Annotated in this window: 6 protein-coding genes; all 6 read right to left on the bottom strand. The window is 70.7% G+C overall.

Going from position 1 to position 14161, the window contains the following annotated elements; genetic code table 11:
* From JVH1_RS26245 to JVH1_RS26220, 6 genes are read right to left on the bottom strand one after another with little or no spacing between them, the layout of a single operon-like run.
* Complete coding sequence (locus JVH1_RS26245) at positions 1 to 9147, bottom strand: non-ribosomal peptide synthetase (protein ID WP_043778962.1); 9147 nt, start codon at positions 9145 to 9147, stop codon at positions 1 to 3.
* A complete protein-coding gene (locus JVH1_RS26240; RefSeq protein WP_009474877.1) occupies positions 9134 to 10705 on the bottom strand; it encodes an amino acid adenylation domain-containing protein in 1572 nt (523 codons plus the stop codon). The genes JVH1_RS26245 and JVH1_RS26240 overlap by 14 nt, the downstream gene beginning before the upstream one ends.
* On the bottom strand, positions 10702 to 11754 hold the full coding sequence (locus tag JVH1_RS26235; RefSeq protein WP_043778942.1) for an HAD-IIIC family phosphatase: 1053 nt from the start codon (positions 11752 to 11754) through the stop codon (positions 10702 to 10704). Before JVH1_RS26235 ends, JVH1_RS26240 begins: the two co-directional genes overlap by 4 nt.
* A complete protein-coding gene (locus tag JVH1_RS26230) occupies positions 11751 to 12761 on the bottom strand; it encodes a 3-oxoacyl-ACP synthase (protein ID WP_009474879.1) in 1011 nt (336 codons plus the stop codon). Before JVH1_RS26230 ends, JVH1_RS26235 begins: the two co-directional genes overlap by 4 nt.
* Positions 12758 to 13855 carry an acyl-CoA dehydrogenase family protein gene (locus JVH1_RS26225; RefSeq protein WP_009474880.1) on the bottom strand — a complete coding sequence of 366 codons (1098 nt, stop codon included), beginning with the start codon at positions 13853 to 13855 and terminating at the stop codon, positions 12758 to 12760. Before JVH1_RS26225 ends, JVH1_RS26230 begins: the two co-directional genes overlap by 4 nt.
* On the bottom strand, positions 13852 to 14151 hold the full coding sequence (locus tag JVH1_RS26220; protein ID WP_009474881.1) for an acyl carrier protein: 300 nt from the start codon (positions 14149 to 14151) through the stop codon (positions 13852 to 13854). Before JVH1_RS26220 ends, JVH1_RS26225 begins: the two co-directional genes overlap by 4 nt.
* Between the last annotated feature and the right edge of the window lie 10 nt (positions 14152 to 14161).

Below are 14161 nucleotides of genomic sequence, written 5' to 3'. Positions count from 1 at the left end.
TCAGAACTCGTAGGTGGCGGGCGCGGGCGCCTCGCTCGTGTCGGTGGACTGCGCAATCGCTTCGGCCTGCGCCGCCACGGTGACGAGGTCGAACAGCTGGCCCACGCGCAGAGCCCCGGGCCACTGTTCGTCGAGACGACGCTGCAGTTCCACGACGCGATGCGAGTTGCCGCCGACGTCGAAGAACCCGTCTTCGGAACCGAAGTCGTCGTGCCCCAGCACCGCCGCCCAGTGCTCGGCGACCGACCGTTGCAGCGCGCTCCAGCGTTGCCGCGACTCGCCGCGCGCAGGCTCCGTGTCGGAGACGAGTGCGCGCAGCGCGTTCTCGTCCACCTCGCCGTCCGGCGTTCGCGGGACCGCGCCGAGTGCGACGAACCGCGTGGGGACCGATCGGGCGTCGAGCCGTCCGGCGCTGAACTCCCGCAGGTCTTCTGCCATCGGGAGCACGGCCGCCGCGGCCGCCGGGACCCAGAAGGCGGTGACACCGGTGGCGGTTCTGAGGACCACCGCTTCGCGGACCGCCGGGTGACTCTCCACGACGTCGGTAACCGACCGTGCCGGGGATCCGGTGGCGCCGACGCTCAGCAGTCGTCCGGACCGATGCCATCGCGCGAGTGCGCCCGTCCGGACCATCCGCGTGCCCGGGGCGCCGAACGGATTTGCCACGAACGTCGTGGCCGCCGCCCGCGCCGAGGTGTGGTGCTCCCGCGTGTCGGCCAGGTACACCGCACCGGTCACGCCTTCGGGGGTGAGCTGCAATCGGGGATCGAGCACCACGGTCTCGGCCGCCGCACTCCATTCGCGAATCCGGGTGAGCTCGTCCGGGGCCAGCACGTCGACGTCTCCGACGGCGACACTCGGATCTGCAACGACTGCGGCGAGAATCCTGGTGAACCGGTCGGCCACGGCCTGCACGGTCGCCGCATCGAAGAGGTCTGTGGCGTAGGTGAATCCCGCGGTCATCCCTTCCGGTGTTCCGCACTCGTCGTACTTCTCCCGCACCGTCAGTTGCAGGTCGAACAGCGACACCTCGACGTCGGGTTCGAGGACTTCGGCCTCCAGGTGCGGGAGGGCGAGATCGGGGTGTTCGGTGTTCCGGAACTCGAGCAACACCTGGAACAGGGGTGAATGCGACTGGGACCGAGGCGGGTTCAGCGCTTCCACCACCCTCTCGAACGGCACGTCCGCGTGGGCGTAGGCCGCGAGGTCGGTCTCACGGACCCGGGTGAGCAGTTCGTCGAAGGTCCCCGACACGTCGGTCCGCAGCACGAGGGTGTTGACGAACATTCCCACCACGTCGTCGAGGACGGCCTCGCCGCGGCCGGCGACCGGCGACCCGATCACCACGTCGCCGGTACCGCCCGAGCGGGCCAGCAACACGGCGAGCGCCGCGTGCACGACCATGAACACGGTGCACCGCCGGGTCCGCGCCAACGCCACCGTGTCCCGGTGCAGGTCGGCGCCGATCCCGAACGTCACCCGGTCGCCGGAGGCAGAGCGCCGCGGCGGGCGGTCACGGTCCGTGGGCAGATCGGTGACGGCCGGCGCGTCGGCGAGGTCGGATCGCCAGTAGTCCAGTTGCCGCGAAAGCAGGGAGTCCGCGTCGTCCTCCGAGCCGAGGAGTTCCCGCTGCCACACGGCGTAGTCGGGGTACTGCACCGGCAGCGGCTCCCATCCCGGCGTGCAGCCCTCGGACCGTGCGGTGTAGGCCGTCATCACGTCGCGGGCGAGCGGAACCATCGAGAACCCGTCGGCCGCGATGTGATGCACCACGACGACGAGAACGTGCTCGCGGTCGCCGAGTTCGAACAGCCTGGCCCGCATCGGGACTTCGGTGGCGACGTCGAAACCCGCGGACACGAGTTCCGAGATCTGTTCGCGTACCGGATCGTCGGACGCCGACAAGGTGAGTTGCGCGACGTGGCCCGCACCGACGATCACCTGGGTGGGTCCCGAATCGGCGTACGGGTACCGGGTGCGCAAAGATTCGTGCCTGTCCACCACGTCGGCGAGGGCGGCGGTCAGTGCGTCGACGTCGAGGTCACCCGACAGCCGGACGATCATTGCGACGTTGTACGCGGGTGAGGACGGGTCGAACTGATTGAGGAGCCACATCCGGTGCTGCGCCCACGAGAGCGGCACCGGGTCGGGGCGCCGGGGCACCGTCACCGCGGGCCGGGCTTCGCCGCCCGCGCTCTCGCGCGCGATCCGTGCCGCGAGCGCCCGCACGGTCGGGGTCTCGAACACGTCCCGCACACCGACGTCGGTGCCGAGCGCGGAGTTGATCCGCGCGACCACCTGCGTCGCGGTCAGGGAGTTGCCACCGGACGCGAAGAAGTCGTCGTCTGCTCCGACGACGCCGGTCCCGAGAACCTCGGCGAACACGTCGGCCACCGCGGACTCGAACGGTGTGCCGGGTGCGCGGAATATGCGGGGCGCGAATTCGGGGTCCGGCAGCGCGTGCCGGTCGACCTTGCCGTTGGCCCCGAGCGGCAGCCGGTCGAGGACCGTCACCGAGGCCGGCACCATGAAGGGTGCGAGCACGGATCCGGCGAACTGCAGCACCTCGGTCGTGTCGAGGTCCGCGCCGTCCTCGGCCGTGACGTATCCGGCGAGGACCGCCTCGGCCGCGGGCGTGCGGCGCACCACGACCACCGCCTGCGCGACACCGGGGCAGCGGGTGAGCGCCGCCTCCACCTCCCCCGGTTCGACCCGCTGGCCGCGCAACTTGACCTGAAAATCGTTGCGGCCCAGATATTCCAGCCTGCCTTCCTTCGTCCACCGCATCAGATCGCCGGTGCGATACATGCGTGAGCCCGGGCGGTCGAACGGGTTCGCCACGAACGAGGCCGCGGTGGTTCCTGCCCGCCGGTGGTAGCCGCGCGCCAGACCCTCCCCCAGCACGTACAGCTCACCCACCACACCGACCGGCACCGGACGCAGCCACTCGTCGAGGACGAGTTCGCGGACACCGCGCATCGGGTGACCGATCCGCACGGGGTCGCCGGGTGTCATCGGGTCGCCGATGTTCGACATCACCGTCGTCTCGGTGGGGCCGTAGCCGACGAGCAGGGTGCGCCCGGACGCCCAGCGGGCCAGCAACTCCGGCGGGCAACGTTCGCCGCCGACGACGAGCGCGCGAAGCAGGCGCAGACCCCGCGGGTCGATGGTGGCCAGGACCGCGGGGGTGGCGAACGCGTGCGTGATCCGCTCGGCCGCGAGCAGTTCCGTCAGTGCGGCGCCGCCGTACACGTGGGGGGCCGCGATCACCAGTCGCGCACCGGCACCGAACGCCATGAGGTATTCGAGCATCGTTGCGTCGAATCCGGGTGACGCGAGATTCAGGACGCGCGAGGCATTCGTCGTCGCGTACCGGGCGCGCTGATCGATCGTGAAGTTCTGCAGCCCCGCATGGGGAATGACGACGCCCTTAGGTGCCCCCGTCGACCCGGACGTGTACATCAGATACGCCGGATGGCCCGGTCGCAGCGGCACGACCCGGTCGTCGTCGGTGATCGGACGGGACTCCCATCGCCGCGTCGGACCCGGATAGTCGAGGAGCAGCCACTCCACGCCGTCGGGCATCCGGTCGCGCTGTTCGGCGACCGTGAGTCCCGCCACCGCCCCGCAGTCGGCGAGGATGTCGGCGATTCTCCCCGGCGGCAGATTGGGATCCACCGGGACGAACGACGCACCCGATTTCGCCACCGCCCACACCGACACCACCAGTTCCACCGACCGGACGAGCCCGATCGTCACGTGGTCCTCCGGTCCGATTCCGCGGCGGATCAACACCCAGGCCAGCCGGTTCGACCAGTCGTCGAGTTCGCGATACGACATCACCGCGTTGCCGTAGGACAGCGCGACGGCGTGTGGGTCCCGGGCGGCCGCGGCGGAGAGGATCTCCGGCAGCAGCCGGGTCGTGCCGGTGGGCCGCCCGCGCACCGGGACGAGGGCCTCGCGTTCGCCGGGAGACAGCAGATCGAAGCGGGCCAGTGGAACGTCGGGGTCGGCGACCACCGCGTCGAGGAGCCGCACGTATCGTTCGGCGAATTTGCGGACGGTCGCGGTGTCGAAGATGTCGGTGGCATAGGTGAATCCGGCTCTGATCCCGGCGGGTTCCCCGTCCTCTCCGAATCGTTCGGCCAGGGTCAGCTGCAGGTCGAACGTGGAGACGGAGACACCGAGGTCGATCTCCTCCACGTCCAGTTCCGGCAGGCTCGGAGTGGGCCGCACGACGTCCTGGAATTCGAACAGCACCTGGAACAACGGCGCGTGGGCCGTGGTGCGCGGCAGAGCGAGCGCCTCGACCACCCGCTCGAACGGCACCTCCGCGTGCGCGAACGCCTCCAGATCGCAGTCCCGCACAGCGGCGAGCAGCGCGGTGAACGAGTCGGCGCCGTGCACGGGGGTGCGCAGCGCCAGGGTGTTGACGAACATCCCCACCACGTCGTCGAGGACGGCCTCGCCGCGGCCCGCCACCGCGGATCCGATCACCACGTCGGTGGTGCTTCCCAAGCGGGACACCAGGACCGCGAACGCTGCGTGCGCCACCATGAACACGGTCGCATCGTGTTCGCGGGCAAGGGCAACCACCTTCCGGTGCAGGCGGTCCCCGATCTCGAACGACTCCCGCGCGCCGGCGAGCGACCGGTGTTCGGGACGTGCGCGATCCATCGGCAGGTCCGTCACCACCGGCGCGTCGGCGAGCGCGGAACGCCAGTACCCGAGCTGGCGGGACATCAGGGAGCCGGGATCGTCCTCCGATCCGAGCAGCGCCCGCTGCCAGATGCTGTAGTCGGCGTACTGCACCGGAAGCGGCACCCAGTCCGGCGCGTCTCCCCGAGCCCGGGCCGTGTACGCGGAGGTGATGTCGCGGGCCAGCGGGCCCAGCGACAGCGCGTCCGCAGCGATGTGATGCACCACCAGGGCCAGGGCGTGATCACGCGACCCGACCTCGAACAGGTGCGCCCGCAACGGAACCTGCGCGGTCACCTCGAAGCCCGCGGACAGCGCCGCCGCGAGCCGGTCCCGCAGGTCGCTCTCCCCCGACACCGTGACAGCGCGGAGCGCGGGCACCGCGGCCGACGCCGGGATCACCGACTGCACCGGCGTGTCGCCCCGCATCGGGAAGACCGTTCGCAACGCCTCGTGCCGATCCACGACGTCCGTCAGCGCCGCGTGCAGCGCCGCGACGTCGAGAGGGCCGCGCAACCGGAAGGCCGCCGCGATGTTGTAGGCGGGCGACATCGTGTCGAACTGGTCGAGGAACCACATCCGCGTCTGCGCGAGCGACACCGGCGCCGCCGCGGACCGGTCCGTCGCCACCAGCGGCGGCCGGTCCGCCGAGGCCGCCCGGCTCACCCGAGCCGACAGCGACCGCACCGTCCGCGCCTCGAAGACGTCGCGCACTCCCACACCCGCACCGAGCACACCCTGAATCCGCGCCACGACCTTCGCCGCGATCAGCGAGTTCCCGCCGAGCGCGAAGAAGTCGTCGTCGATCCCGACCGCGGGCACGCCGAGCAGCGCGGCGAAGATGACCGCGAGCGACTCCTCGACGGGAGTGCCCGGTGCCACGAATTCGGCGCGGGAAGCCGTGACGGGCGCCGGAAGCGCCGCCCGATCCAATTTCCCGTTGCCGGTGAGCGGCAGCCGCTCGAGGATCGTCACCGAGGCCGGGACCATGTACGACGGCAACGCGCCTCCGGCGAATTCCAGCACGGCCTCCGAGTCGACGATGGCCCCCGCCTCGGGCACCACGTACGCCGCCGGGGCCGGGCCGGTCACCGCATCCTCGTGCAGGGTCACCACCGCCTGCGCGACCCCGTCGCACCGGCCCAGCACCCATTCCACTTCGCCGAGTTCCACCCGGAATCCGCGGATCTCGACCTGCAGGTCGTCCCGTCCGAGGTAGTCGAGACTCCCGTCGCGTCGCCACCGCACGACGTCCCCGGTCCGGTACATCCGGGCGCCCGACCCATCCGCGACGAAGCGGGACGCCGTGAGCCCGGCGCGGCCCAGGTAGCCGCGAGCGACCTGCGGTCCCGCCACATACAGTTCGCCGGCCACACCGATCGGCACCGGACGCAACCGCGCGTCCAGCACCGACACTCGGAATCCGGGAATCGGCCGCCCGACCTTGCTCGTCCACGCGGCGGCGGCGAGCCCGCGACCGAGCGGGAGGTGCGTGACGTGCACCGTCGTCTCGGTGATGCCGTACATGTTCACCAGCACGGGTGCGTCCTCGCCGTGGCGGGAGTACCAGCGTTCGAGTTGCCCGAAGTCGAGCGCCTCGCCGCCGAGCACGACGTAGCGCAGCGGCGGTGGGCCCGCGCTGTCCTCCGCATCGGTGGCCTCGATCAGCTGCGAGAACGCCGTCGGGGTCTGGCTCACCACCGTCACCCGCTCGCGGCGCAGCAGCGCGAGGAACGCGGCGGGCGAACGGGTGGTGTCGAAGTCGACGACGACGAGCGTCCCGCCGTGCAGCAGCGCGCCCCACACCTCCCAGACCGAGAAGTCGAATGCCGGGGAATGGAACATCGTCCACACGTCGGTGTCCCCGAACCGGAACAGGTCCCGGGTGCTCGTGAAGAGCGAGACCACGTTGCGGTGCGACACCGCGACGCCCTTCGGTCGTCCCGTCGATCCCGACGTGTAGACGACGTAGGCCAACGAGTTCGGATCGACCGGTGGCCGTTCCGCGTCGGTCAGCGGGTCCGCGGAGATGCCGCCGAGATCCGTGTCCGTCGAATCGAGGAGCAGGACGGGGACGTCCGACGCCGGCAGCGCGTGTGCGGTGTCGCGGGTGGCCAGAATGCACACCGGGTGGGCGCCGTCGAGGACGAGCGCCGAGCGCTCACCGGGATGGTCCGCATCGATCGGGACGTAGGCGGCCCCGGCCTTGACGACCGCCACGAGCGCGACGACGAGCGCCGCCGAGCGCGGCATCGCGACCGCGACCGAAAACTCCGGACCCACACCCCGCGAGAGCAGGTTCCGTGCAAGCCGGTTCGACCGGGCGTCGAGGTCGCCGTAACTCAGGCGCTCGCCACCCGACACGACGGCGGTGGCATCGGGGGTCAGCGCTGCCCGGGCGGCGAACAGCTCACCGAGTGTCGTCTGGTCGGCGACATCGGCCGGACGGGCCGACCAGTCCGCCAGCACAGCGCGTTCGGCCGGTTCGACCAGGTCGATGTCGCCGATCACGACGGACGGATCCGCGGCGGCGGCCTCGGCGGTCCGCACGAACCGCCGAGCGAGACCCTCCACGGTGACGGCGTCGAACAGGTCTGTCGCGTAGGTGAATCGGGCCGTCGTGTCCGACACCGTCACCCGCAGATCGAGGTCGCCGAGTTCCCCTCCGGGATCCGAGAATTCGAGCAGCACCTGGAAGAGCGGTGCGTGCGCCCCGGACCGCAGCGGGTCGAGCGCGTCCACGATTCGCCGGACGGGCACTCCGCGGTGGGCGAACGCCTCCGCGTCGGCGTCCCGGACGGTGCCGACGTACTGGTCGACGCGATCCGAGCCGCGCACGTGGGTCCGCAGCACCACCGGGTCGGTGTCCGTCCGCCTGCCGATGACGACGTCGTCGGTACGGGCCGACCGTGCCAGCACCAGCGCCAGCACCGCATGGGTCACGGTGGCGGCGTCCGTGCGGTGTGCGGCGGCCAACGCGTCCAGCCCGCGCCGCAGATCCGGGTCGAGTGCGACGTCGACGGCGGCGCTGCGGTGGGACGGTCGTGCGGGCCGCGGACGGTCGGTGGGCAGGTCCAGCACCGGGGGCGCGTCCGCCAGTGTGCGCGTCCAGAAATCGAGCCGGGCCGTCTCCTCGTGGACGGTGGTGAGCGCGGCGTCCGCGTCGGCCGTGACGAAGTCGTCGAGCAGTTCCAGGAATTGCCGGTGATGCGCGCCGACCTCGTCGGCGTCGTACCGGTTGGGGTTGGCCAGGAAGTGGACGAAGGTCCGGACCGGTGTGCCGCTCCGGTACACGTTGACGAGCAGGTCTTCGACCGGCCCGGACGTGACGATGTGGTATTCGCCGACGAGCGGCCCCAGAACCAGTTCCTGGTGGAAGAGCATGACGTTGACCATCGGACCCGACAGCGACTGCGCCGCAGCGGCGCCCGCGTCGCGCCGGATGTCGCCGAGCCCGAAACGCTGGTGTCGCAGCACGCCCATCAGGTCGAGTTGCACCCGTTCCACCAACTGCCCCACCGTGTCCCCGGGGCGGATCTGCACGGGAAGCGGCACGACGCCCGCCACCATTCCGCCGGACCGTCGCAGGGTCGCGGTGGTGCGCGCCGACACCGGGATCTTCACGAGCACGTCCCGGTGTCCGGTCGTTCTCGACAGGTAGCAGGCGAATGCGGCGACGATCTTCGCGGTCCCGTGGGCGCCGGCGTCGCCGAGCGCCCGCTCCGCCGCGTCCGGCAGGGGCGCGGTGACGTCGGTGCTCGTGGCGACCGCGGGCCCGGTCCGTCGGGCCAGGCTCGATCCGGGTCCGAGGCCGCCGACCCGTTCGGCCCAGAACTGCCGGTCCGCGGCGAAGCGGGACGACGACCGGTACTGCTGATCGGCGTCGTACAGATGCCGGGGGTCCACGGCCTCGTTGGGCGGCAATTCCCGGTCGAGCACCTCCGCGGTGTACCGGGCCGCGATGCGGTTGAGCATCGTCATCGCACCGTAGCCGTCCAGAGCGACGTGGTGAATCTTGCTGTACCACAGGTAATGCGCGTCGCCCACGCGAAGAATCGACGATTCGACGAGGCGATCGCGCGTCGGATCCAGTGGGGTCTCGCAGTCGGCGCGCATCCATCGGCGGGCGGCCTCCACCGGTTCGGCGTCCCCGCGGAAGTCCCTCAGGCCGATCGACCGGTCCGCCGACGGATCGACCAACTGGAACGGCTGACCGTCCCTGTCGATCAACCGGAGAAACGGCGACCCGAATTCGTCGGCGGTCGCGACGGTGGCCACGCGCAGGAGGTCGACGTCCAGGTCGCCGTGCACCTCGACGTACTGGGCGATGCACAGCGGCACGCCGGGGGCCAGTTGCTGGGCCAGCCACGCCTCGTATTGGGCCGACGACAGCGGGAACGGTACTTCGGCGCTGCCGGCGGCCTCGGTATGGTGCTCACGCAACGCCACCACCTCCGCTGGGCAGCAACCGGCGTAACGCCGCCTCGTCCACCTTGCTGCTCGGTGCGAGCGGAAGGGCACCGAGCGCGAGGAACCGGTCGGGCACCGCCTGCGCGACGAGTCGCTCGGCGCAGTGCGCGATCAGGTCGCGTGGTGTAGGCAGTACGGTGGCCGCGGGCGCGGGCACCCAGAACGCGGTCAACACTGTCTCCCCGTGTTCGTCGGCGGTCGCGAGAACCACCGCCTGGTGGATCGCGGGGTGACTCTCCAGCACGGCCTCCACCGCGTGTCTCTCGACCCGGGCGCCGCGCACTTTCACCTGTCCGTCGAACCGGCCGCAGAATTCGATGTCGCCGTGCGGATCGACCCGTGCGAGGTCGCCTGTGTGATACATACGCGCACCGGGCCGCGCCGCGAAGGGGTCGGCGACGAAGCGGGCCGCGGTGGCGGCCGGGCGGGACGCGTAGCCCTCGGAGATCTGCGGACCGCCGACGTACAGGTCCCCGACCGCTCCGTCCGGCACCTCGACCAGTTTCGCGTCGAGGACGTAGGCGGTGCTCGCGCCCAGTGGTCTGCCGATCGGCGCGATCGAGGCGGGCACGTCGCGCACCGGATGAGCCAGGCAGCTGACGGTCGTCTCGGTCGGACCGTACTCGTTGCTCAGTGGGACCCCGGGCAGCACCGCACGATGTTGTTCGACGAGCGTGCCCGGAAGGGCCTCTCCCGCAAGCGTCACCAACCGCAGACGGTCGCGCAGCGGGGTGAGATGCGGCAGCAGCAGCCGGTAGAACGAGGGGGTCGCGACCAGGTGGGTGGTCTGCCATGTCCGGGCGAGCGCGGCGACGGCCTCGGCGTCCATCAATTCGCGAGAGTCCGGGAGCACGCTGGTGCCGCCGGTGCACAACGCCCACAGGGTCTTCAGCAGGGAACCGTCCCACGTGAGGCGGAACGCGGAGAACGTGACGAGATCGCCGTCGTCGAAGTCGTAGTTGCGACCGTCGACCATGCTCGCGAGGTTGGCGCGGCTCGCGACGACGGCCTTGGGGATGCCGGTCGACCCGGACGTGGTGATCACGTAGGCGGCGGTGCCCGCAGGCACGTCCTCGGGTAGATCGGCGAGTTCGGCGACGGGCCGGTGCTCGGCGTCCCGGTCGTGCAGTGCGGGAACACGTCCGACCGCGCTGCGGGCCAGGTCGTGGATCCACGCCGGCGACGTCTTCGGATCCGCGGACCCGAAGACGATGGCACCGCAGTCGACGTCACCGAGGAGTGCGCGGAGCTGACCCACCGGATGTCCCGGCTCGATCACGCACCACGCCGCGCCCAGTCGCAGCGCGGCGATCATCCCCACCACCGTCTCGACGCTCTGCCGCTGGTGGATCAGCACCACCTGCCCCGGCCGCACGCCCACGGCGCCGAGTTGCCGCGCCAGTGCCTCGCTCGCCGAATCGAGTTCGCGATACGTCAGCGCCCGGTCGCCCACCACGATCGCGATCCGGCCGGGAACCCGCGCGCACTGGCGGAGGATTCCGGTCATCACCCCACCGTTCGCGACCACGTCCGTCATGGCGCCACGTCTTCCGAGAGGACCGCGACGTGATCGGCGTTCGGTGCCGCAGCACTGCGAACGTCATTGCACAGCAGCAGCATCCGATCGGGGTTCGGGTCGACGACGTCGAAGCCCGCGAATCGCAGGGTCACCAGCATCACCCGGTTGACGTCCGTCGGCACGAACTCGGCGAGCGCCCGCCTGCCGTGGGCGCGTGCCCGCTCGACGACGTGCCGGATCAGCGCCGTCCCGACCCCACGGGACATCACCCGGCACGACATCAGCAGCAGTTGCAGGACGGAATCGTCGCCGCGGATCTCCGAGACCGCGAGACCGATCGTGCCGTACCCGCCGAATCGGTCGCCGAGCGACGCGACGAGCACCTCGTGGTCGTCCGAGGCGCACAGCCGGCGCAGTTCGTCGATGCCGAAAGTTCTTCCCGTCGTGTTGAGTTGATGAGACCGGACCGTCAGTTCGTGGGCGCGTTCGAGGTCGTCCTCGGCCGCCCGGCGGACCGTCATGACCAGTTCGAGCGAGGCCAGGAACTCGGAGTTGGACCCGTGGAACTCCTGTTCGCTCACCTGACGGATCCGTTCGGCGCGATACAGCGACCTCCGCTGCCTCGCCTCCTCGGTGACGGCGGGCGGCGTCAACTCGGGAAGGTCGGGGAACGACGCGATCTGCTCGGCGCGATAGCAGCGCACCGGCGGAAGCGCCTCGGACACCTCGGCCCGCTCGACGGGATCGTTGTCGACGAACGCGATGGTGTCGAGACCCAGATTCAGTGTCTCCGCGATGCGGCGCACTGCCTCCGACTTCGGGCCCCAGCCGACGTCGACGGCGCAGAACAGTTCCTCGATGCCGTGCATGCGCAGGTGCGCGGCGGCGGGTTCGTATTCGCCGCGGCTCGCCACGGCGTGCAGGATGCCGCGACGGTCGAGCACATCCAGGGCGCGGAGGGCGTCCGCTTTCGGCACCGGGGCGTCCTGTTCGAGGACGACGCCGTCCCAGATGGTGTCGTCGAGATCCCAGACCACGCACTTGACCGTCTGCTCCATCGTGATCACTTCCCGTGCCCGGGTCGATCGGGCAGGCGTCGGAGCAGTGCGCTGCTCCAGGCCGCGACCGGGCTGCTGTTCATGATCACGCAGTAGTCGCCGGGCGCCTGTGCGGACGCCGCGCGCTCGAGGTTCGCCGCGACGTCGACGGATCCGAGGTGGCCGAAGCGGGCCAGGTTGTCGCGGCAGACGGGATCGATGGTGACGTCGAGTGCCTCCTGCCAGAACGTGAACGCGCCCAGCGACAGGTTCTGCATGAGGAACACGCCGATCGCGTCCTGCTGCAGCCCGTTCCGGGCCAGCAGGTCCGCGTTGATCTCCGTGAACCGCTTCCGGCTCTCGACCGCGAGGCGGAACGAGTACGTGGGTTCGTCGGCGCATTCCTCGACCCAGTCGGCTTCGCGCACGTCGCGGTAGTCGATGTGGAACAGGTCGGCGTATTTTCCGTCGCTGCGGATCATCTGGTCGACGAGTTCGTACCGCCCGGTCCCCGACGTCGTCAGCAGGACCGCGGCGGCGCCGTCGCCCAGGAGCGTCATCGGCGACCGGTACCGCGACCGGGTCGGGGTCTTCGCCGCTGCGACGACGAGGACGTTCTGGCACCGGGGGTCGCCGCAGAGCAACGCCGACGCGAGCGCGAACGCCGCCGAGACGGACACGCACCCAAGGTCACCCACACCGGTGGTGAACGCCTGGGTCGCGCCGAGCCGGTGCTGCAGGCGCGTGGCCTCGGACGCGAGCAGATACTGGGGAACCCGGCCCTGAACGAGCAGCAGCGCATCGAGCTGGGTGGCGTCGAGGCCCGCCTTCCGGAGTACCTCGTCCGCCGCGGCGTGCGCCAGATCCACCTCGGAGAGCCCGATTCCGATCCGCACCGTGTCGATGCCCAGTGCCAATGCGTGCTCGCGCTGCGCGATCGGCAGTTCGTCGAGCTCGGGCAGTCCCGCTACGGTGACCTCATCGTCCGGGAACCAGAGCGCGACCGAGTCGATCGTGACCGGTCGGTCGGCCGTCATGGCGCACCTCCCCCGAGCACGTAGTCACCGATCTGGAGTTCGGCGACCTCCGTCGCGCCCTCGATGATCTGCATGACCTTGGCGTCGCGGAAGAAGCGCCCCACCCTGCTGCCGGGGGCGCATCCCACGGCCCCGAGTACCTGGACCGCCTGCTGGCTCACCGACGCGGCGACGCGGGCCGCGGCGTACTTCGCGGCGATCGTCGTGAACAGCGCGCTCGGCTCGTGGGCGTCGCGTTGTTCGGCGGCCCGTTCGCACAGTGCGCGAGCGCCGGCGGCATCGACCCAGCTGCGACCGAGGATCGCGCGGACCGAGTCGTGCTCGGACAGCACGGCGCTGCCCTGCACCCGGGTGGACGCGTGCGCGACGGCGTCGGCGAGGCACCCGCGTGACATTCCGGCGCACCCCCAGGCGATGGTGTACCGGCCGTGGTCCAGGGCGGTGCCGACGACGTGGGACAGTCCGAATCCCGGCGGTGCGATCAGGTGGTCGGCGGGGACGACGACGCCGTCCAGCGCGATGTGTGCGATCCGGGCGCCGCGCATGCCCAGCTGCCCGTGGATCGGTTCGACGGTCACTCCGGGTGCGTCCGTTTCGACCAGCGCGGTCGTCAGCCCGGCCTGCGACCGGCCGAGGACGAGCAGTACGTCCGCGACCTCGCCGAACGTGACCCACAGTTTCCGTCCGGAGATCCGGTGATCCGAGCCGTGCGCTTCGAAACGGGTAGTCACAGAGGAGAGGTCGCTGCCGGCTCCGGATTCGGTGGCCGCGAATCCGGCGAGGAGTTCGCCGGTCGCCAGGGCCGGCACCCACTGTGCCCGCTGTTCGGCGGTGCCCCACCGGTCGAGGGCGGCGTTCACCATCCCCTGCACGGTCAGCAGCGAACGCAACGACGTGCAGACCGCCCCGAGTCTTTCTGCGACCGAGCCGAGTTCGGCCGCGTTCAGGCCGAGTCCCCGGCAGTCCGTCGTCCGGTCCAGCCCGAGGACCCCCGCCCGCGCGGCGGCCTCGATGACGTCGACCGGCAGCCCGGTCTCGTCCCAGGTGCCGGCGTCGGTCTCGGCGGAGGCGACCAGTGTGTCGATACCGATCACGGCGACGCCCCGTCCGTCGCACGAAGCTGCTCGCCCCGCTTTCTCCGAATGAAGCCCGCTACCCGCGCTGCGGTACGGAAGTTGTCGAGATCGAGATCCTCCACCTCGACCACGACGTCGTGGGAGCCCTCGATGTACGTGACGATCTCCAGGGCCCGCAACGAACTCACCAATCCCAGGGTGAAGTAGTCGTCGTCGGGACCGAGTTCCGTCGACGTGATCGAGCTCAGGTACTGCCGTAGCTGCTCGACCAGCTCGTCACGGGACTCGGGCACAGGGGCATTTGCTGTGTCCATGGGCGTGGGA

Origin of the sequence: Rhodococcus sp. JVH1, assembly GCF_000280725.2 — a bacterium.
GTDB lineage: Bacteria > Actinomycetota > Actinomycetes > Mycobacteriales > Mycobacteriaceae > Rhodococcus_F > Rhodococcus_F jostii_A.
The sequence above is the reverse complement of the archived record's forward strand: the minus strand, read 5'-3'. Positions and strand labels throughout refer to the sequence as shown.